At 33.1% G+C, this 20,787-nt stretch carries 20 protein-coding genes; 15 read left to right on the top strand and 5 right to left on the bottom strand.

Features of this window, described 5'->3' with window-relative positions:
* Positions 1–68: 68 nt before the first annotated feature.
* Entirely contained in the window at positions 69–2,597 is a 2,529-nt protein-coding gene (locus HHU12_RS35420; RefSeq protein ID WP_169659599.1) for an ABC transporter permease, read from the top strand.
* Between the two features lie 316 nt (positions 2,598–2,913).
* Here the strand turns inward: HHU12_RS35420 and HHU12_RS25685 are convergent, their stop codons facing one another.
* Positions 2,914–4,092: a proline dehydrogenase family protein gene (locus HHU12_RS25685; RefSeq protein ID WP_169659600.1), complete on the bottom strand. Its 1,179-nt coding sequence runs from the start codon at positions 4,090–4,092 to the stop codon at positions 2,914–2,916.
* Between the two features lie 176 nt (positions 4,093–4,268).
* Here HHU12_RS25685 and HHU12_RS25690 point away from each other — a divergent pair, with 176 nt between their 5' ends.
* Together HHU12_RS25690 and trxA are read left to right on the top strand one after the other, a co-directional pair.
* Complete coding sequence (locus HHU12_RS25690; RefSeq protein ID WP_169659601.1) at positions 4,269–4,850, top strand: nitroreductase family protein; 582 nt, start codon at positions 4,269–4,271, stop codon at positions 4,848–4,850.
* Between the two features lie 169 nt (positions 4,851–5,019).
* Positions 5,020–5,340: a thioredoxin gene (gene trxA / locus HHU12_RS25695; protein WP_205959993.1), complete on the top strand. Its 321-nt coding sequence runs from the start codon at positions 5,020–5,022 to the stop codon at positions 5,338–5,340.
* Positions 5,341–5,438: 98 nt separating this feature from the next.
* Here the strand turns inward: trxA and HHU12_RS25700 are convergent, their stop codons facing one another.
* The 4 genes from HHU12_RS25700 to HHU12_RS25715 all read right to left on the bottom strand — a co-directional run bounded on the left by HHU12_RS25700 (position 5,439) and on the right by HHU12_RS25715 (position 8,808).
* Positions 5,439–6,062, bottom strand: coding sequence for a hypothetical protein (locus HHU12_RS25700; RefSeq protein ID WP_169659602.1), 624 nt, complete (start codon positions 6,060–6,062; stop codon positions 5,439–5,441).
* 207 nt (positions 6,063–6,269) lie between these two features.
* Positions 6,270–7,001, bottom strand: a complete 732-nt coding sequence (locus HHU12_RS25705; protein ID WP_169659603.1) for a YebC/PmpR family DNA-binding transcriptional regulator — start codon at positions 6,999–7,001, stop codon at positions 6,270–6,272.
* 116 nt (positions 7,002–7,117) lie between these two features.
* Positions 7,118–7,678 (bottom strand): phosphoribosylglycinamide formyltransferase, encoded by a 561-nt coding sequence (purN, locus tag HHU12_RS25710; RefSeq protein WP_169659604.1) that lies wholly within the window; start codon positions 7,676–7,678, stop codon positions 7,118–7,120.
* Positions 7,679–7,890: 212 nt separating this feature from the next.
* Positions 7,891–8,808: an ROK family protein gene (locus HHU12_RS25715; protein WP_169659605.1), complete on the bottom strand. Its 918-nt coding sequence runs from the start codon at positions 8,806–8,808 to the stop codon at positions 7,891–7,893.
* Between the two features lie 148 nt (positions 8,809–8,956).
* Between HHU12_RS25715 and HHU12_RS25720 the strand changes: the two genes are divergently transcribed.
* From HHU12_RS25720 to HHU12_RS25775, 12 genes are all read left to right on the top strand, one after another.
* Entirely contained in the window at positions 8,957–11,128 is a 2,172-nt protein-coding gene (locus tag HHU12_RS25720; protein WP_169659606.1) for a SpoIIE family protein phosphatase, read from the top strand.
* Between the two features lie 279 nt (positions 11,129–11,407).
* The gene (locus HHU12_RS25725; protein ID WP_169659607.1) at positions 11,408–11,845 is read left to right on the top strand and encodes a hypothetical protein; all 438 of its coding nucleotides are present in this window, start codon (positions 11,408–11,410) and stop codon (positions 11,843–11,845) included.
* A gap of 95 nt (positions 11,846–11,940) precedes the next feature.
* Positions 11,941–12,192 (top strand): hypothetical protein, encoded by a 252-nt coding sequence (locus tag HHU12_RS25730; RefSeq protein ID WP_169659608.1) that lies wholly within the window; start codon positions 11,941–11,943, stop codon positions 12,190–12,192.
* A gap of 149 nt (positions 12,193–12,341) precedes the next feature.
* Positions 12,342–12,812, top strand: coding sequence for a macro domain-containing protein (locus tag HHU12_RS25735; protein WP_169659609.1), 471 nt, complete (start codon positions 12,342–12,344; stop codon positions 12,810–12,812).
* A 65-nt stretch (positions 12,813–12,877) separates the two neighbouring features.
* Positions 12,878–13,837: an ADP-ribosylglycohydrolase family protein gene (locus tag HHU12_RS25740; RefSeq protein WP_169659610.1), complete on the top strand. Its 960-nt coding sequence runs from the start codon at positions 12,878–12,880 to the stop codon at positions 13,835–13,837.
* A 57-nt stretch (positions 13,838–13,894) separates the two neighbouring features.
* Positions 13,895–14,719: an alpha/beta hydrolase gene (locus HHU12_RS25745; RefSeq protein WP_169659611.1), complete on the top strand. Its 825-nt coding sequence runs from the start codon at positions 13,895–13,897 to the stop codon at positions 14,717–14,719.
* A 302-nt stretch (positions 14,720–15,021) separates the two neighbouring features.
* On the top strand, positions 15,022–16,122 hold the full coding sequence (locus HHU12_RS25750) for an RDD family protein (protein WP_169659612.1): 1,101 nt from the start codon (positions 15,022–15,024) through the stop codon (positions 16,120–16,122).
* Positions 16,123–16,169: 47 nt separating this feature from the next.
* Complete coding sequence (locus HHU12_RS25755; RefSeq protein ID WP_169659613.1) at positions 16,170–16,598, top strand: zinc ribbon domain-containing protein; 429 nt, start codon at positions 16,170–16,172, stop codon at positions 16,596–16,598.
* A 277-nt stretch (positions 16,599–16,875) separates the two neighbouring features.
* A complete protein-coding gene (locus HHU12_RS25760) occupies positions 16,876–17,931 on the top strand; it encodes an RDD family protein (protein WP_169659614.1) in 1,056 nt (351 codons plus the stop codon).
* Between the two features lie 123 nt (positions 17,932–18,054).
* Positions 18,055–19,086: an RDD family protein gene (locus HHU12_RS25765; protein WP_169659615.1), complete on the top strand. Its 1,032-nt coding sequence runs from the start codon at positions 18,055–18,057 to the stop codon at positions 19,084–19,086.
* Between the two features lie 287 nt (positions 19,087–19,373).
* On the top strand, positions 19,374–19,769 hold the full coding sequence (locus HHU12_RS25770) for a hypothetical protein (RefSeq protein ID WP_169659616.1): 396 nt from the start codon (positions 19,374–19,376) through the stop codon (positions 19,767–19,769).
* Positions 19,770–19,898: 129 nt separating this feature from the next.
* A complete protein-coding gene (locus HHU12_RS25775; protein ID WP_169659617.1) occupies positions 19,899–20,711 on the top strand; it encodes an alpha/beta hydrolase in 813 nt (270 codons plus the stop codon).
* Positions 20,712–20,787: the final 76 nt, after the last annotated feature.

The raw sequence follows: 20,787 nt of genomic DNA on the forward strand, positions 1-20,787 counted from the left end.
TGTATAACTAATTTATATGGTATAATTGAAATATTTATCTTTTTTAAGGATTCATTAAGCAAATAAAAGTGAGAATTCAATTTGTAATCAACAATGCTAGACGTGATTTAGCCAATAGTATTTATAAAATAGGGCCTTTTATTATTTCAATCATTATTGGAATAGGTACTTTGGTAGCAATGACAAACTTCTCTGAAAATGTTGTAAAAGACATTGATAATCAAGCGAAAGAAATGCTTGGAGCAGACTTGGAGTTAAGAGCAAACCACCCTGTAAAGGACTCACTTTTGACGGTGTTCAGAAGAGAAAAAACGGAGATGGCCAAGCAATTTAATTTTGCTTCTATGGCTTTTGATCCAAAACACCAAACTTCACGTATGGTGGACCTGCGTGCGTTGGAAAAAGGTTATCCATTTTATGGAGCGTTAGAAATTTCCCCGAAATCTGCTTGGAAAAGGTGGGAGAATGAAGAAAAAATAGCTTTAGTAGATAGTGCTGTTTTGTATCAAATGAACCTCTCCATTGGTGATTCATTACGTTTTGGAAAAGAAACATTTGAAATCGCCGGAGCTTTGAAAAAAGGAGTGGGGCAAAGTGCAATTATGGCAGCAGCTGTACCCATTATTTACTTTCCATTTAAGTATTTGGAATCAACAGCTTTAATTCAAAAAGGTAGTAGAGTCAATTACCGATACTATATGGCCTATTCTGATACCTTGAATATCCAAAACTTGATCAATCAAAATGATGTGCTCTTAGAAGAGGAAAGTGTGCGAGCAATCACTTCAGAAAATAACACAGCAAGAATAGGACGTTTCTTTAATGATATAGATGCTTTCTTAAAATTAATCTCTTTTGTTTCTCTGCTATTAGGCTGTATAGGAGTTTCAAGTGGAATTTTTATTTATGTGAAGAGTAAATTGAAATCCATTGCCATTTTAAGGTGCCTTGGAGCAACAGCTATGGAAACATTTATGATTTATCTTTTACAGATTCTTTTTCTTGGTTTAATAGGAGGAATCATAGGATCTACAATTGGAGTAGTAGCTCAGTTTAGTTTTCCAGCTTTGTTTGGCGACTTATTAATGGTAGAGCTAAGTAACGATATATCTATAAAAGCGATTGCAATTGGAATTTTATTAAGTGTAATCATTTCTATCCTTTTCGGCTGGTATCCATTACTGCAGATCTTAAATGTTTCTCCAATTTACGTGTTAAGATCTTTTCTTTTAGAAGGGAATACCGTCCATAATAAAAAGCTGACATTCCTGCTGTTTGTCACCATTAGTGGTTTTATATTATTCTTTTCGTATTGGTTGTTAGAGGATATCACGAAGTCATTTATTTTCCTAATGGCCATTTTTGTTGTTATTCTTATTCTTGGGAGCATTTGTTTCTCTCTTATTTCAATTTTAAAAAGGAGGAATTTAAATCAGCTTTCATTCAGTTTGAAGTATGGCATCTCTCAGCTTTTCAGACCTAATAATCAAACACTTTTATTAGGAACGACGATCGGTTTAGGCGTTTTTCTTATCATATGTATGCTTTCAATTAGAGGTATACTAATGGATAAAGTAAGTGAAGTGGGAAATGATGGAAGTGCCAACCTTATTCTTTATGATGTACAAAAATCACAAAAAGAAAAGCTTGCAGATTTGATCAGTAATGAAAACTTGAAAGTAGAACAAGAAGCGGCAGTAGTTACAATGTCTTTGGAGTACTTAAATGGGAATAACAAGAAAGTGACACTGAAAGATTCTACTAAAAATATAAAAAGATGGGTTTTTGATCGTGAATACAGAGTGACTTATCGTGATCATTTAAAACCAAACGAGGTGACTGTGAAAGGGGAATTTACTGGGAAATCTAGTATAAATGAGGTAGTCCCAATCTCAGTTTCAGAAAGTTTTATGGAATCATCAGGTCTCCAATTTGATGATATTCTGACTTTTAACGTACAAGGCTTTGAGTTGAAAACAAGAATAGCACATATCCGAAAAGTGGATTTTGCAAGAATGGAAGCCAACTTTGTGGTACTTTTCCCTTCGGGCGTTCTTGAAGCGGCTCCAAGTATTTATGTATTTGCCTTAAACGTAAAAGAAAAAGCGAAGATCGCTCAAATACAGAACAGAGTTATTGAACAGTTTCCAAACGTTTCTGCAATTGATTTAGGATTGGTGTTTAATTCCATCAATGAAATTTTAGGCAGGGTTTCCTTTGTGTTCCGATGGCTTGGAGGCCTATGCATATTTACAGGCTTATTGGTATTGTGGAGTTTTATGTCGATTGGGAAATACCAACGAAAGAAAGAAGCAGGCGTGTTACGTGCAATTGGGGCAAAGAAAAAACACCTAATACGAATCTCATTAATAGAATACTTCTCTATAGGAAGTATATCAACTTTAACAGGAATCATATTAGGATGGATAGGATCTTGGTGCCTAGCTTACTTCGTTTTTGATCTGCCATTTTATATAGCATTCAAAAATAGTATGATACTAGGAAGTATTGTTATTCTTATGACGATATTAATAGGCGTACTGTTCATGAGGACACTTTCGAAGGTGCCATCTGTAGAAGTTCTAAAAGAGGATTAACCTTACTCTTGAACTGATACGTTACTATCTATTGAAACCACTTTTACTTTTGCTTCATTCTGCTTGTTTTCAGAGTTTTCAGCGGACATTATATGGTGCGCACAAACTAAAAAAAATAAGCCTACGAAAAAAAATAATAATTTTGCTTTCATGTTGTAAGTAGTTGTTGTATGCGTTAATCTAATAATCATTCACAATATATGTAATTATTTATTAAAAAATTAACATTGCATCGTTTAAAAATGTAAAAAAAACTCTTAATCATCATATTAACATGATTAAGAGTTTAATTTATGTGAATGTCAGCTTAAAAAGCTTACTTTTTTCTTCTTTTGATCTCATTAGAGACTAACGTCAATTCTCTTCCTGCTTGACCAGCAACAGAAGTATTTTCTTCTGCTCTTCTAAATAAATAAGGAAGTGCCTCTTTTACAGGACCGTAAGGTAAATATTTGGCGACATTAAACCCTGCTTTAGAAAGGTTGAATGAAATATGATCACTCATGCCAAATAATTGTGCGAAAAAGAAATTAGGGTTATTGTCACTCACATTATATCTATTCATCAAATCGACAAGCAATTGATTACTTTTCTCATTATGAGAACCAGAACATAAAGCAAAGTGTTTGTGGTTTTCCATGATAAACTCTAAAGCTTTATCAAAGTCTCTGTCCGTTGCTTCTTTTGTATGTTGAACAGGAGTAGGATAGTTCATTTTCTTTGCTCTTTCCCCTTCTTTCTCCATATAAGCACCTCTTACTAATTTCACACCAAGAATAAAACCTTCCATTTGTGCTTTCGCAAGATCAGACTTCAATTGACCCAATTTACTGTGCAAGTACATTTGATAAGTGTTATATACAATCGCTTTTTCTTTATTGTATTTCACCATCATATCATAAGCCAACTGATCTACAGGTCCTTGCATCCAAGTTTCTTCTGCATCAATGAAAATTCTTACATCATGATCATAAGCGGTCTGACAAAGATTTTCAACTCTTTTCACCACTTTAGCCCATTGAGCTTCTTCTTCACCTGACAAGATTTCACCAGCATGAACTTTCTCTAAAAGGCTAACAGCTGCAATACCAGTTAACTTGAATACTGAGAATGGAACATTTTTATCTTTGCTCGCTTTCTTGATCGTTTCAATGATCTCAGCCTCAGTAGTATCAAAACTTTTGTCGTTCTGAGCACCTTCCACAGAATAATCAAGGATAGAACCGATATTATAATTACCTAAAGTTGCTATAGTATCGTTACTGTCTTCAATGGTCTCGCCACCGCAAAACTGTTTGAATAACGTCTTCTTTACTATCCCTTTAATAGGTAAATTTAATTTGAAGGCAAGGTTAAGCGTGGTGGTGCCAACCTTCACTAAGGCAGGGGAGTGCATCATTGCAAATAAAGCATAAGTCTGCTTCAGTTCATTATCATTTCTCCACTCAAAGGCTGTCTTCGTATCTTCAAAATTTACTGTCGATGTGTCAATCATTTTTTAAAAAGTTTAAATATATTTCGATGTGAGAAGTAGTCGGTTTTCTGTAAACCATAGTATGTGTATTGTAACAACAAAAATAGAATATTGTTGGAGTTTTTCTATATCCTATTTAAATATATTTATGATATTGCGGTTGATTTTTGGCGAATTAAAGACAATAAAACTTAATAATGAATAAAGCGGAACAAATTTCATCCTTGATTAAAGAGAGAAGATCCTATTATCCTCACGAATATTTGGAAGGAGAAATCCCTCAAGATCATATTGATATGATACTAGAAAATGCGAACTGGGCTCCTAATCACGGACTTACGGAACCGTGGCGTTTTTTTGTGTTCGAAAAAGAAGGTTTAAAAGCATTGTCTGAAGCACAGGGAAATATCTATAAAGACAATATACCTGAAGAAGAGTTTGAACAGGCTCGTTATGAGAAATTAGTGAAGCTCCCATTACAATCCTCACATGTTATTGCTATTATTATGAAGAGGGGAAATAACCCGAAAATTCCTAAAATTGAAGAGGTAGAGGCAGTGGCTTGTGCAGTTCAGAATATGGCACTGACTGTAACTGCATTAGGGTATGGTGGTTACTGGAGTACCGGAGGAATGGTGAAGTTTGAACAGTCAAAAGAGTTCTTCGGACTGGGAGAGGAGGACGAGTTTTTAGGCTTATTCTATATGGGGAAAATACCATCAGAAAACAAAACGGGTAAACGAAAAGATATCAAAGAAAAGGTAACTTGGGTAAGATAAACGACTTACATTTTTGTATAAATAAAAACTATAGAGGTATAGATTTAATCTTTGTAACTATGCCTTAATTTTTGCTACATTTGTGCAACCAAATTACATCAGTGTCGTATCTTATATACGTAATTGAAAATATGATAATTTGTTCATACGTAAAATATAATATATTATTATGGGAAAAGCAGTAGAAATCACAGATGCTAACTTCGAAGAAGTAGTATTAAATTCAGATAAACCAGTTTTAGTTGATTTTTGGGCAACTTGGTGTGGACCTTGTTTAATGATGGCTCCAGTAATTGACGAGTTAGCTGTAGAAATGACAGATGCAGTTATCGGTAAATTAGATGTTGATGCTAACCCTCAGTCAGCAGCTAAATTTGGTATTCGTTCTATCCCTACAATGTTGGTTTTCAAAGGTGGTGAGCCTGTAGACAAAATCATCGGTGCTGTAGCGAAAAAAGAATTAGAAGCAAAAGTTTCAGCTCAAATCTAGTCGATAGATCACTAAAAAAAATAGCCTTAGTTCTAGAACTATGGCTATTTTTTTGTGCTTAAGTAAATGATTCAATTTACTTTCCCATTGATGTTTTATTAATTAAACAAAGTAGGCAACTCACTACACCCTTTAATAGAGCCAGATGTTTGCCAAATTTTAGGATACTGACCAAAACCAGGATCAACCCCTGGAGGTAAAGTGAAACCTGGGTCAACAAGACCTAACATAAATATTATTAACTCTGATGTAGAGATATAATATTTTGCTGCTGAGTCATCCCATTGCACAAAGTTTTCGTACACAATGTCTTCTTGTACAATACCTGCACCAAAGCCTGGGTCTGGCGTTAGGTTTAAACAACCTGCTGCCAACTGAAGACTTTGAGAGTAAGTAGCACCGGAGTCAGCTTGGATTGTATATTTGTAATCATCTGATTTTGATGAGCTTGTCAGGTTTAAAGTAGCATCAAATACTACTGAGACATTACCAGAACCCTCAATGTCCGTTTTCAGTTGCGATACAACTCGGAGTTTATTGCTCACATGATCAAATGAAATTTGAATATTCTCAATTTCCAATTCATCATCTAGTTCTAAGCTTTCTCCAAAAGAAAAATAGATTGGATTAGTATCTTTTAGTGATGTGGTTGTGTCATCATCACTACAAGAGAACATACATAATGAGAAGCCGATTAAAATTAATAGTTTTAAGGTTTTCATAAATTAAAAATGGGTTATTAATTAATAGCAATTGAAAGTTAGAAACCTAAATTTAAATTGTATTAGTTTTCTTAGAAAAATCCATAAGATTCTGAATAACAGAAAAGCCATCTTTCTATTTTTAATAAAAAGATGGCTTTTTGTGTGCATAGTGTGAGGAGATATAAATAATTATTTATCTATTCTCTATTATCACGCTAATCCTATTTATTCCATTGTGTGATATACATGTTGTACATCATCATCTTCTTCTAATTTCTCAATTAGTTTGTCTACTTCTTCTTCCTGCTCAGCAGTTAACTTTTTAGTAGTTGTAGGAATTCTTTCCAAACCAGAACTGATGATTTCAATACCCATATCTTCTAGTGCTTTTTGTAAAGAACCGAAGCTTTTGAATTCACCATAGATCATGATTTTATCTCCTTCCTCTTCTTTCTCAGCTTCTTCAATGAAAACTTCCTCAGCACCAAAGTCGATTAATTCTAATTCAAGCTCTTCAACATCCAATTCGCCTTTAGCGATTTTGAAGTGACATTTGTGCTCGAACATAAATTCAACAGAACCAGAAGTACCCAAGCTACCGTTGCATTTATTGAAGTAACTACGAACGTTAGCTACAGTTCTATTATTATTGTCTGTAGCTGTTTCTACTAATACAGCAATACCGTGAGGAGCATACCCTTCAAAAAGTTTCTCATCATAACTAGAAGTATCTTTGTCTGTAGCTCTTTTGATGGCACGTTCGATATTTTCCTTAGGCATGTTTTCTGCCTTACAGTTTTGTAATACCGCACGTAGTCTTGAGTTGGAATCAGGATCGGAAGAACCACCCTCTTTAATTGCAATAACAATATCTTTACCTAGACGGGTGAAGGTCTTTGCCATGTGTGCCCATCTTTTTAATTTTCTTCCTTTTCTAAATTCAAATGCTCTTCCCATTACTTTATTTTTTTGCTACTTTTTGAAGTTTTTCCATCAAAAAGTAAAACGTTATTTTTATCAAACCACTAATTTATAACTTTCAATAGAGATACAAAATAGTGTGTTCACCTTTTCTATTGTGCTAAAATATTTTCCACTACGCGAGGAAAATAAAAATGCTCCAGCTTCAAGACCTTAGCAGCCACTTCTTCAGGAGTATCTGCAGGATCTAACTGTGTTGTGGCTTGCAATATAAATTGTCCTTCATCATATTCATTATTACAATAATGAATGGTAATACCAGAAATTGCCTCTTTATTTTCAACTACCGCACGATGAACATTGATGCCGTACATGCCTTTTCCTCCATATTTTGGAAGAAGTGCAGGATGAATATTGATGACTTTATTAGGGTAGTGATTAATAATGTCTTCACTGACTAATAAAAGGAAACCTGCAAGAATAATGAGGTCAACATTATTTTCTTTTAGGAAATTCAAAACAGTACCGTCAGAAAATTCCTTTTTCAGAAAACTATAGTGAGGAATTCCAAGTGAAGCGGCTTTTTCTAATACCCCAGCATCTTTATTATTCGAAAGGACAACAAATTCAACATTGTCATTTCCTTCAAAATGTTTTATGATTTTAAAAGCATTCGATCCTGTACCTGATGCAAAAATACCTATCTTTTTCATTGTGCTAATTTAGTTTCTGCAAAGATAAACAGGTATTCAATTAAAAACAGAAATTTGCCCACTATCTTTTCGTTAGTTTTCTTTTAGAGTTAAGAGTTAAGAGGGTAGAATTGCATCCATCAACTTAAGATCACCGATGTGATATTCTAAAGTTATAAAATGTACCTACCAAAAATTAATTCTTAACTCTTAACTCTTACTTCAAAACTCACCTAAAGTTTTCCTTCAAGTGCGTTAATGCCTAAAGATGCTGCTCCTAAAATACCAGCGTTGTTTCCAAGAGTAGCCAAACGGATATCTAATGCTTTAGTATAATATTCTGGTAAAAAAGCATTGATCACTTCGTACATATTTTTTTCCAGATAGCTCAATGTTTCAGAAACACCTCCACCAATAAGAATGGTTTTGATGTCTAATACTCTCACAACTGAAACTATCAGTTCTCCAACATATTTCCCCATGTCATGATATACCTGAAGGGCCAGTTCATCACCTTCATGAGCGGCGTTAGCTACCATTTTAGCATCAAACTCACCCGAAAGCGTAGTGGAAAGCTTTCCCTCTGCAATGTAGTTTTTCGCCATCTCGATAATACCTGCTTTACCAATGTTTTGCTCAATGGTTTTTCCTGTACTAGACATAACATGTCCGATTTCTAATCCATTGCCATCACCGCCTTTAAAGACCTGACCTTTGATGACACATCCGCCACCAACACCTGTACCTAAGGTAATAAATAGGTAAGTTTCCGGAATATCCTCCAGGCCAAAGTGCAGTTCACCGAGTGCGGCTGCATTGGCGTCATTATCCATAGCGATTGGCAGGTTAGGAAAATCGTTTTTCAAGATTTTCACTAGAGGCTGATTTCCAAGTGCAGGAACGTTGGGCAAGTCTAAAGTAGAAGTGCCGTCTGCTGAGATAGTGCCGGGAATCCCGATTCCTACAGAAGCAATGTCAGGGAATTTTTTAAGTCTTTTTGCTAACAACTTAGAAAAGTTGCCACAGAAGTCTCCACCTTCAGAAACTTCCTTAGTTGGGTATTTTTTTTTCTTTATGATGTTTCCGTCAGTATCTACGACACCAAATTTGACGTTTGTACCACCAATGTCTACGCCCAGAAATTGCTTCATAATCAATAGCTTTTAATCAGATTAAAATTCTTTAAGGTTAATTTTAATAAATCATTTTTACTTTTCCTCGTGGATTATAGAGAATTATTGATGTGTTTTTGTATTTTTGGCCGATACTCTTATTAAAAATATATTCTTGATTAAATTTTTGAAACAAGTAGCATTACTACTATTTTTTATAAACGTATATATTTGTTCTTATGCCAAACTAAATGACAGTGTACTTTTCAGTAATGACTCAACTTTAGACATCGAACAATATATTGGGTGGAAAATCAGTGAATCGTTGACTCTAGGAAGACTAGACAGTGCCAAAGTATGGTTGGACTTAGAGGCTGATTGTGTCAAAGTTTCAAATGATGTGAACCGAGAGTTTTATCTGTATTCCAACCTTTGTGCTTATTACGAGTATTTAGGGGCGATAGATTCTGCCGAGTATTTTTGTGAAAAAGCCATCAACATAGCCGAAGAGGCTTATCAGCTTAAACTAATTTCTACTGGGCATACTAATCTCGCTACAGTTTACACAGCCCAAGGAAAAACAGCCACTGCTTTAAACCTTCTGAAGATTGCATATGAGATCGATAAGCAAAGAGAAGATAAAGTAGACCTAGCTTATACGCTGAATAACATTGGCTACATCTACATACAACACAAAGAATACGTGCAGGCTTTTGAGGTTTTTGAAGATATATTGAAAATAGAGATTGATTCTACAAATATTAGCTTAGATAAAATAAAAGGGACGGCTCTTTTGAATATTGCTGATATGCATCTTGTATTTAAGGAATATGATGCACTTGCAAAAGTTTTGACAAAGATCAATGACATGAAGCTGTTTACAAAAGACAGCGATTTTGAATCTTATGTTCTCTTTTCCATTCTTAAAGGTCAATTAGCACTAAGTCAAGGAGATTATTCTCTGGCTAGAAAAATATTTTTAATCACAGTAAAGGAAGCCAATAAAAAGGACTTGCCATTACCAAAACTAAATTCTTATTTGGCAATCGGTGATTACTATTTACAACGTAAGCAATTCAATAAGGCCTATGATGTATTTGAAAAGGCCTACAAGATTACCAAATCAAATAAGCTTCTGGACTTTGAATATGAGGTGTCATTGAAGTTAGCTGAAACTCTGAAAAGTTTGAATAAGGATCAGGCTATCTATTTCTACGAGAAAAGCATAGTGCTGTCAGATAGTTTATTTGATATTCAGAAAAGTGAGGCTGTGGCTGATATGCAAGCTTTTCATGAGGTAGAAGATCAGAAAGATGAAAATGATGTTTTAAGAGAGATCGAGTTGAAATCAATCAACCGTTTAGATGCACAGCAGAAATTTATCTATTTCACTATCATTATCGTTTTGATTCTTCTAGTTTTCATTTACTACATTTATTTAAACCAGAGAAAGACCAAAAAACTGAACTTCAAGCTGACGACTGCACTGGATAAAATCGAGATGGCCAACATTGAGATTGAAAATGTAAATGAAGAGCTTTTAAAGAAAAATGATATTCTAAAGGAAACATTGGAACACTCTGAAGCTCAAGGAAAACAACTGAATTCCCAAAATCAGAAAATTTCTAGCAGTATTAAAAGTGCTTTACTTATTCAGTCTTCTATTCTTCCTTCCCAGCAAATCATCGATCAGGCTTTTCCCGATAACTTTATTTTCAATCAGCCGAAAGATATTGTCAGTGGAGATTTTTACTGGTTTACCGAACAGGATGGATGGAAAATTTATGCTTGTATAGATTGTACTGGACATGGCGTGCCAGGAGCACTGATGTCTATGATGGGAGCGAGTTCTCTTTATGAAATTGTACGTGGTAAGAAGATCTTTTCTCCTTCAGAAATTCTTCGGGAATTGAACAATATTGTGGTAAGAAACCTTCAGCAAGAAAAAACCATGAACAATGATGGCATGGATATGTCGATTATTGCTGTGAAAGGAAATCAACTTTACTGTGCCGGTGCCAAGAACCCTATATACCTAGTGAGAGATAATCAACTTCAAAAGTTATCTGCAACCAGAAAATCCATAGGAGGTGAATTGAACTTGGCTTATGAAGAACATTCATGGGAGATTCAAAAAGGAGATTGTCTTTATATGGCTACTGATGGTTATCAGGATCAATTTGGAGGCCCTAATGCAAAGAAATTTATGGTCAAAAAATTCAGAGAAACTTTACAAGACGTTTCATCAAACAGTATTGCTGACCAAAAGAAAATTCTTCAATCAACAATCAACAATTGGAGAAGTGTAGGTAAGTGGGAACAAGTGGATGATATGCTGATAATTGGTATAAAATTCTAGAACTCGCGATTTGAATTAAATATTTATTAAGTCTTGATAGCTAACTTTCAAGGCTTTTTTTGTATTTCAGGGATTGATGCAAACATGTAGGTAGCAATAAGAATTAAAAATGATTTACTTCAATTATAGTTAATTTGTAATACGACTTATAATAATGCTGGAAATAGTTTGAATCTTTCTAAGTATTATTTACTTTCAATGCGTTATTATCGATAGGTTCGAAATATACTTTCTTTAGCAAGCTATTTAAGATGCTCTTTTATTTTGACAGACCAAAAAATGAGAACTCTAATTATTCCATATCTCGCATTAGGACTTATTTTATCACATGCACTTAACATTGAGTATAATTGTGAAGGGCAAGATGTATTTCCAATCTATTATGGAAGTCCTTTTATCTTTCAGCAAACATCACTAGCTAGTTCAATGGAACATTTTTACAGTGTTACATCACTTGTATTAAATATTCTAGTTTGGAGTGCTTTTTTATTTTTTGTAGATAAAATGATAAGCAAAATAAAGACGACAAAAAGCATCAAGTTGGGGTATAAAGTAGTAGTAGGGATAATGTTGTTTTTTTCAACCTTTAATATCTTGATGGATTCACTATTAATTGGGCATGGATTTAATAAATATTCCAACAATTGGTATTGGGACATTGATAAAGAAGCAAAAGAATATGGAATGCATTGTGAGGGAAGTTTGCAACTATTTTAATTCGTTATAGCAAGATAATAATAGGAACTGAGATCAGTGTTACGCAGTTCAGTAAAAGATAAATTAATTAATATTCAAATTTTAAATACAAGACTATGTTTATTGAAGTAGAAGTAAAATTGAGTGTCATTGTACATGGGTATGACAGTGATAATAAAGTTATAGAGGAGACTTTTGAAGAAGAAGGTTTTATGAAAAAGATACTTGCCGTCAGCCGTATCCAATCTATCAGTGAAAAATATATTCTTGTGACATCATCTCATGGTAGAATTATGTATTGGGAATACAAAGGATCAATGGAAGATTTGAAGCAAAGATTATTGCATGTTGGGGAAGTGATTGCTTAGTTGAAATTTCTTTTCTTTTATCTCTTTATGCTCTGGATAAAAAGCCTGAAAACAGAATTGCAACGCAGTATTTAACAGTCAAGGATAAGAACATGTTAAAAACAATGTTCTACTCAAGTTAAAAGAACACAATCATTTAAAGTCAAAAAATGGGAATTAATTATTTGAAGGGAGACGCAACATCTCCACAAGCAAAAGGTAAAAAAATGATAGCTCATATCTGCAATGATATAGGAGGATGGGGAAAAGGGTTTGTATTGGCAATATCAAAAAGATGGAAAGAACCTGAAGCCAATTATAGGCAATGGCATAGAGAAAGGTCACAAAATGATTTTGAATTAGGGCAAATTCAAACCATTCAGGTAGAAGAATATATTTATGTTTGTAACATGATAGGACAAAGAGGGATAAAGAGAGGAAGTAACGGAGTACCTATTCGATATGAAGCAGTGAAGGATTGCCTTGATAAGTTAGCGGAAGTGGCAGAAGAATTAGACGCCTCAGTTCATATGCCAAGAATTGGTTGTGGGTTAGCAGGAGGTAAATGGGATAAAATTGAGCCTATCATAAAAGATACATTGATTTTAAAAGGGATAGATACATACGTTTATGACTTTTAATATTTCTGTGTGAAATATTGTTTCTAAACTTACTTAAAACTATTGAGCTAACACATAACTTGTAAATGAAAAATACGGCAAAAGACTTATTGTTTGGAGTAGCTGTTGGAGATGCACTTGGAGTGCCTTTTGAGTTTTCATCTAGAGCACAAATGAAGACAAAACCTGCGAAGGATATGGTTGGCTACAAAACTCATAATCAACCTTTAGGCACATGGTCAGATGATAGTTCACTCACGTTTTGTTTAGCAGAATCCTTAACTGGAGGTTATTCATTATTGTCGTTGTCAAAGAAAATGATCCAATGGAAGAATGAAAATTATTGGACAGCAAGAGGGGAAGTCTTTGATATTGGAATTACAACTTCAAAAGCTATTTCTAAACTTGAAGCACTTATTGATAAAGGAAAAGTAGACGAGTTACATCTCTTAAAATACGATGCTATTGAATCTGACAATGGCAATGGTTCATTAATGAGAATTTTACCTTTATTATTTGAAGTCAAAAATAAGGATATCGAAGCTCAATTTGATATTATATGGGAAAATTCCGCCTTAACTCACCCGCATATTCGTGCTGCAATGAGTTGTCTAATATATTTGAAATTTGCAGAATACCTGATGAAGGGAATTGATAAATTTCAAGCCTATAAAAAAATGCAATCAGATATTATTAATTTTTGGCAGACAATGAATTTTTCTGTTGATGAACAGAGTCAATTTGAGAGAATCATTCAAAATGATATTAACAACTTGCCTGAAGATCAAATAATGTCAGGTGGTTATGTTATTGAGAGTCTTGAGGCAAGCTTATGGTCTTTTCTCAATACCGATAATTTTGAATCATCAGTACTTAAAGCCATCAATTTTGGCCATGATACAGATACCACAGCAGCAATAACGGGAGGACTCTCCGGAATTTATTATGGTTTTGAAAACATTCCCGTATATTGGGTCATTTCATTGGCTAAAATGGAAGAAATTGAAGAATTGGTCCTTCGACTCCATCAAAAATTTCTATCTTGAACTCCAATCCAGAACTAAATAAATAATTTTTATAATTTTAAATTAACTAAACTCAATATGAAAACTTTCAATCTATTAATTCTCTTTCTCTTATCATTAAATGGATTCGCTCAAAACGTTGTTTCTGATTTGGTTATGGGGAAAAAGATAATGATTCACTCAGAAGTATTATCCGATTCAATTGAATGTTGGGTAAGAGTGCCTGAGCGGTTCGAAAATCCAAAAACTAAGATTGACTCTATCTCACTTCTCATGCTTCTTGACGGAGATGAGTATTTTAAAATTGCATCTGATGTAGCTGAATTATATGAGTGGTCAGACAGAATGCCTCTAACTATTATTGTAGGATTACCCAGTACTGTTGCCAGCAGGTATAAGTATTATACACCAACTAATGTTGAGAATTCAAAAACCAAAGAAGATAGTATCCTTTATTCTCAGACTGGAAACTTTCACCTGTATGAAAAGGCTTTAAAGGAAGAGGTAATTCCATCTTTAGAAAATTATTTTGATGTGATTTTTAATTCAAAAACAATTTTCGGCCATTCCAATGGAGGTTTGGGGGCAATGTCATTTTATATTTCAAATGAAAACTTATTTGACAAGTATATTGTAGCAAGTCCTGCCATTTTATGGGACGATTATTATATAGAGAAGCAAATTGATACGTTGAAGTGTTCTTACCCGATTTATCTTACATTGAGTACAAATGGTTGGGATTATTCGGTTGAATCTTATAAAAATATGGTAGAGAAATTAAGTGAAACTAATGATCAATTTCAATTTAAGGTAAATGAAATGGACAGCCACGTCACTAATGGTTTGAGATCATTAATGGACGGTCTTCTCTATGTAAATAAAGAAAAATCAAAGGACCAATAGAAGCCAGTAATTAACAGAAGCCAAAGTTCTTTGATTAAAATAAGATAATCATTACTTTGGCTTCTGGAAAAACGCCAATGGTGTAATTTAAATTTTACAGATCCATCAAAAATTTTAAAAACTAACATTTTAAGCTGGACAAGGTCTGTAAAATCATTAAGCAAATTATTTATTTTCAATAAACTAAGTACCTGAAACAAAAAGATTAGAAAGTAATTCTATCAAATCTTCGATATTAGATTCTATCTATTTTCCTTAGCAAACTCTGGTACTTGGTTATAAAAACTCAACTATTAAATAGAATGGAAGCAAACAATTGTCCAAGGTGTAAAACTACATATACCTATGGTTCAAAATTCTGTTATAGCTGTGGCTGTAGTTTAGAGCATGAAAAGGCTGAAAACCAAAACAATGATATTTATTTGGCAGATAGCATTACTGAAGAATCTTATTCAATTGATACATTAAGTCCATCAAAAGCCAAAGTAACAGAAAAAAATTATCAAGTGGTTGATTGGGAGGGTTTAAAGGCACCTTTAAAAGACCGTTTCTTCGCTAGTTTAATCGATGGCTTAATTACTTTAGCATTTTTATCACTGTCATTTCTATTTTTCAAGTTATTAATGAATGAGCTGATGTCTGAGATGACATATGATAGAATGACTGCCTCTTTTACATTTACCTCAAGTATCTTTTTTGTGATTGCCGCGTTATTTCTTTTAGTCGCAATGAGCTATACCGTCATAAAGGATGGCATACCTAAAGGTCAGAGTATAGGAAAAAACGTTTTTGGACTGATGGTCATTGATACATCCACTCATATGCCTTGTACAAAGAGTCAATCATTTGTGCGAAATATCATTTTATCAGTTTTAAGCTTGTTGCCAGGAGTTGGTACATTAGTAGAACTATTATTTGTTATAATGACAAAAAGTGGGCAAAGGTTAGGAGATTATGGTGCGAATACACAGGTGATTGAAAGCAGGTGTTTTGATTTTGATAAACAGAAATTGGACTTTAGTAAAGTTAGATTAAAAACTATTAGGTGTGTTACTCAACAAACGGACTACTATTCAAATGATAAAGAGGAGAGTACTAGTTGGTCTGACATTATGTTAACGGCCTATGTTTCAATTATGTTTATTTATGCTTCTACATCTATGCTAATTCGCACATTCGATTTAGATATAGAAAATCTGAAGGGAATTGCTAAACAACTTTGTGTTACTTTGGATTGGACCTCGATAATAGCATTTATGTTAATTTCATTTTCATTAAAAAAAGGTCGCTTAAAATATCTGAGTATTGTAATATCAATAATTATCACGATTTATAATATTTATTCTTCTATCAAAGCGGATGAACTATATGATCAAATGATGAAAGAATTATTACCCAGTTAAATTCTAATTTCTGATGAAAATAAGTACTCAAAGAAAATTGATTAATAATGAATAAATACAATTGCCCAAAGTGTAATGCTGAACCCATTGATGGTGCAAACTTTTGTCATGAATGTGGATGTGTTTTGGAACAACATGTAGCTCAACCGGATTTAGAATATCAGGAAAGTTATGCTGTCTCCATAAATTATACTGACAAATATGATAAATATCTATTTGTTTATATTGTGATACAGGCACTGACAATTTTAATAGATCTAGCCTTGAGAAATATGCTTCCCAACACCAACGAATATTTGGAACCATATATTAAATTAACTGGAATAATGTTTATCATAGACAGTATGGCTTTTTTATTTATAGCCTTTGCGGTCAATAAAAAGAGGCTTAGAATACTATGTATACTCCTTTCTGTATTTTTAATATTGAAATGGAACTATGATAATATTGAATATATCATAAAATATCTTTACTAGTATTACTAAGAAAAAATTAGAATTGGTTCTTTTTATTAACAGAGCCTTTTCAATGCTGTATATTAAAATTACAGGTCTAATAAAAACTTTTAAAACTAACATTTTAAGCTGGATAAGATCTGTAATATCATTAAGCAAATTATTTATTTTCAATAAACTAAGTACCTTAAACTAAAAGATTAGAAAGCAATTATATCAAATCTTCAATATTAGAATCTTTCTATTTTTCTTTAGCAAGCTTTGGGACTTGGTTATAAAAACGTAACTATTATATATAATGGAAGCAAACAATTGTCCAAGGTGTAGAACTACCTATGCCCATGGAGCTAAATTTTGCCAAGAATGCGGCTATAATTTAGAACATGAACTAGCGGGACATCAAGAGAATTATGAGTATCAAGAAAACTATAATTCTTCCGCTAATAATAGTAATGGAGGTTTATCTTCAATTTCACTAACCAAAGAAAGCTATACAGAAGAAGAGGAAGTAGAAACACCTCAGAATGAAATTGATTGGGTCGCTTTAAAAGCCCCTTTTGGTGACCGATTTTTGGCTTTTGTGTTGGATAAATTAATTACTCTTTTAATTGGTATACCTTCTTTGGTGTTCTTCTATTTAGGCTTTGATAAGCTAATTCATACTTATCATTCAAATGAACACTATCCTTTTTTCTTTTTAGCAGTAGTATTTTTGCTTGCTCCTTTATTTTATTCTTTACTCAAGGATGGAATGGGAATAGGTCAGAGTATTGGAAAAAAGAAATGTGGATTGATGGTTATTGATGTGTATACTCAAAGGCCCTGTTCTGTTGGCCAATCATTTAGAAGAAATATCGTCTTCATTGTCTTGAACATATTACCTGGTGTTGGTCCATTTGTTGAGCTTTTGTTGATAATAATTACAGAAAATGGGCAAAGATTAGGAGATGAAGGAGCCAATACACAAGTAGTAAAAGCTGAAAGCTTTAAATTCGAGAAAGAAAAACGAGAAGAACAAAAATCAAAAGCTGTTATCTCGAAAGAGTACGGAGTTTTGAGCAGTGAAGATGATATGACTTATCAAACACCTGAAAATTCTGATAAATTGATATTTATTTTTGTCGGTACTGCTTTACTTATTGGTTTAATTCATGGAGGATTAAGGCTCGCTGAGGTAGACCCGCGCGAAGGGATAGGAAATATTCTCAATATTGGGGCTATAATTTTGCAAAATGTCTCTCTACTATTACTCTCTTTTGGAATAAGAAGAAAGCCATTTAGAACAATTGGAATTGGGGTATCATTAATAATTATAATATACAATTTCTATAATATCTCAAAATACATGATTTAAGGTCGATTAAATTAATATCTATTATAAGAGGGTAGATTGTTGTGATAATTAATCACTTATCAAAACCTACTTTATAATAGTTATATCATGGTCTTGAACTTCTAAAACTAAACTATTGAAATAATGGAAAAATATAATTGTCCTAGGTGTAATACATCATATGCCTATGGTTCGAAATTTTGTCATGAATGTGGCTGTGATTTGGAGATGGAATTGACTGAACATCAGACAAATTATGAATACCAAGAAAATTATTCTTCTGCTTCAGCAAATATATACACCAATAGCTCTTCATCGGATACTTATACATCAATAGAAGAAGAGGGAAATATTGGTGAAACAACTTTACCATCAATTGATTTTGATGAAGTCGAATTAAAAGCACCCTTTGGAGCTCGATTACACGCTTACTTTTTAGATAGTCTAATTGCAATAACATTAGCAATACCTTCAATTATATTTGCTTTATTAGGAGTGGATATACTGAAACATGCTTTCTATTTTAGTGAAGTAATTATTTTCTTCGTTTTATCAGGTTTATTATTATTACTTCCCTTATTATACATGTTGTTGAAAGATGGTATGGGTAAAGGGCAGAGTATTGGTAAAAAAGTAGTAGGCTTGACAGTCATTAATGTAGATACTTTAGAACCTTGTTCTAAAGGACAGTCATTTCTGAGAAACTTTATTCTGATGTTTTTAAATACAATACCTGTTATTGGCAATACGCTTGAAGTTATTATTGCTGTGATTGCGGAAGATGGAAAAAGATTAGGAGATCGAGCAGTAAGAACACAAGTGATTGAAATAGAACATGTAATTTTTGAGCTTGATAAAATTAATGATACTGAATCGACATCAGAAGGGGGTGATATTTTAGATGAAAATGATGAGAAATCTGATATTTTGTTGTTTATGTATATCCTCGTTGTTGGGATCACTATGTTTTCACAAATAGGACTTGGCTTCTTGATGCCAGAATTGTATAGAGATATATCCTATATATTTATGTTTTTAACAATGTTTCAAATTGCATCACTAATATTAGTTCCTTTGGCGATTAGAGATGGTGACATTAAGCCGGTGTTCATCATTATATCTGTATTGGCAAGTATTTCATTGTTATTGGTTAATATTCAATCTTTGTTAGAATAAAAATAGAATAAACCAACTAATTATTAGGGTTCAATTCTGGTCAAAGAAATCATAAATTGAACCCTATTTTTTATAAAAATCAATTAACTTTAAGTAATCGAACTTTAGCAGTTGAACATTTAAAATTGGGAAAAGTTGGATAATTGTTTTTTAGTCTAATCAAGGTAGAATAGAAGAGCATAGTTGCTTGATGATATTCTAACGTAGAGAAGGCTAAAAAAGAGAATCTTAAAACTTCCGATTTTAATATTACAACAGCTTAATCATACATATTAGCAAACAAAGAGATGTCTGACTTTATATTAAAATTTTGGCCTAAAGAAGAGGTCAAAGAGGAAAAAACAAAACAACTAAAGGAAGGTCTTTTAGACGCAAACATTATTGGTAATTCAAAAGAATTTTGGGGAAAACCAGCTTTCGAACCAGGAAAATTATTGAATGATTATTTTGAACCAAAACTCAATCCTGAATGGGCTAAATCTTATTTTTCAACTATTGCTCTTAGTATTGAAGCAAAAGGGTATGGAGTATTGAGTGGTGAAGAGGATTTTGAATATATCGACCGATCAAATGTAGTAGCAATAAAAGGAGGTGAAGGTGAATTTAATCAATGGGATAAAATGTGTGCAAAATTAAAGGAAATTACTGGAGATGAGTATGAAGGAGGTTGGGAAATTATGTAACATCAGAATTTATTACTGGATGCCATAAAATCCCATTAGATAAATAAATGATATGATATGATTCTGAATAATAAACGCTATCAAAGAATCTTTTTACTCCTTCTTGTTTTTGTCTTCATATGGTTGCTTATGGCATTGATTTCAGCCAAATATTTGACAAGGACTAATCAAATTGACTTTAAAGACATAGAAGTGTTTGATGGGCATGAAGTAGATTATTTAGTGGTTAAAACAACTGATAACCTTAAAATTTCTTCATGGTATATTCGTAATACAAACCCAACAACGATCATCCTTTTATCGGGAATTAAAGGGAATAGGACAGGGCAATTGGAAAGAGCAAGGTTTTATTTCGAAATGGGATTTTCTGTTCTTATGCCAGATCTTAGAGGTACAGGAAAAAGTGAAGGGGACTTGATTAGTTTTGGTTGGCATGAACGTAAAGATCTACAAGCTTGTATTCAAAAACTTCATGAATTAGGAGTTAAACACATAGGTGCAGATGGACAGTCGCTTGGAGCTGCTACTATTGTATATTCATTTATTGAATCTTCTGAGTTTGACTTTGTGATACTCGAATCGTGTTATGATAACATATCAAATGCATTTAAAAACAGAGTACAAAAGTTTAATATTCCAATGTTTCTATTGGAGCCGGTTAAATTTTTCACTGAAATGATCATTCAAACTCCTCAAAGTAACCTTTCTCCTGATCAGATTATTACGAAGATTCAATGCTCCACTTTGATTCTTGCAGGTGATCAGGAAAATCAGATCCCAACTTCAGAAACGATAAAGCTTTACAATGCTTGTGGAGCTAAAGACAAGACTTTGCATCTCTTTGAAGGAGGGAAACATGAGGATTTATATAGACGGTTTCCTTCAGAATATGAAGGAGTAGTGAAGCTCTTTTTAAGTGAAATAGAAATCTTGGAGAAGTAATTTTTGGTGATGGCTATTTTAGGTTGATCTAGCTACATCCGTTACTAAAATTACCACATTTATAGTAATGTTTTTC

The sequence above is a fragment of the Flammeovirga aprica JL-4 genome, assembly GCF_012844305.1.
Lineage (GTDB): Bacteria > Bacteroidota > Bacteroidia > Cytophagales > Flammeovirgaceae > Flammeovirga > Flammeovirga aprica.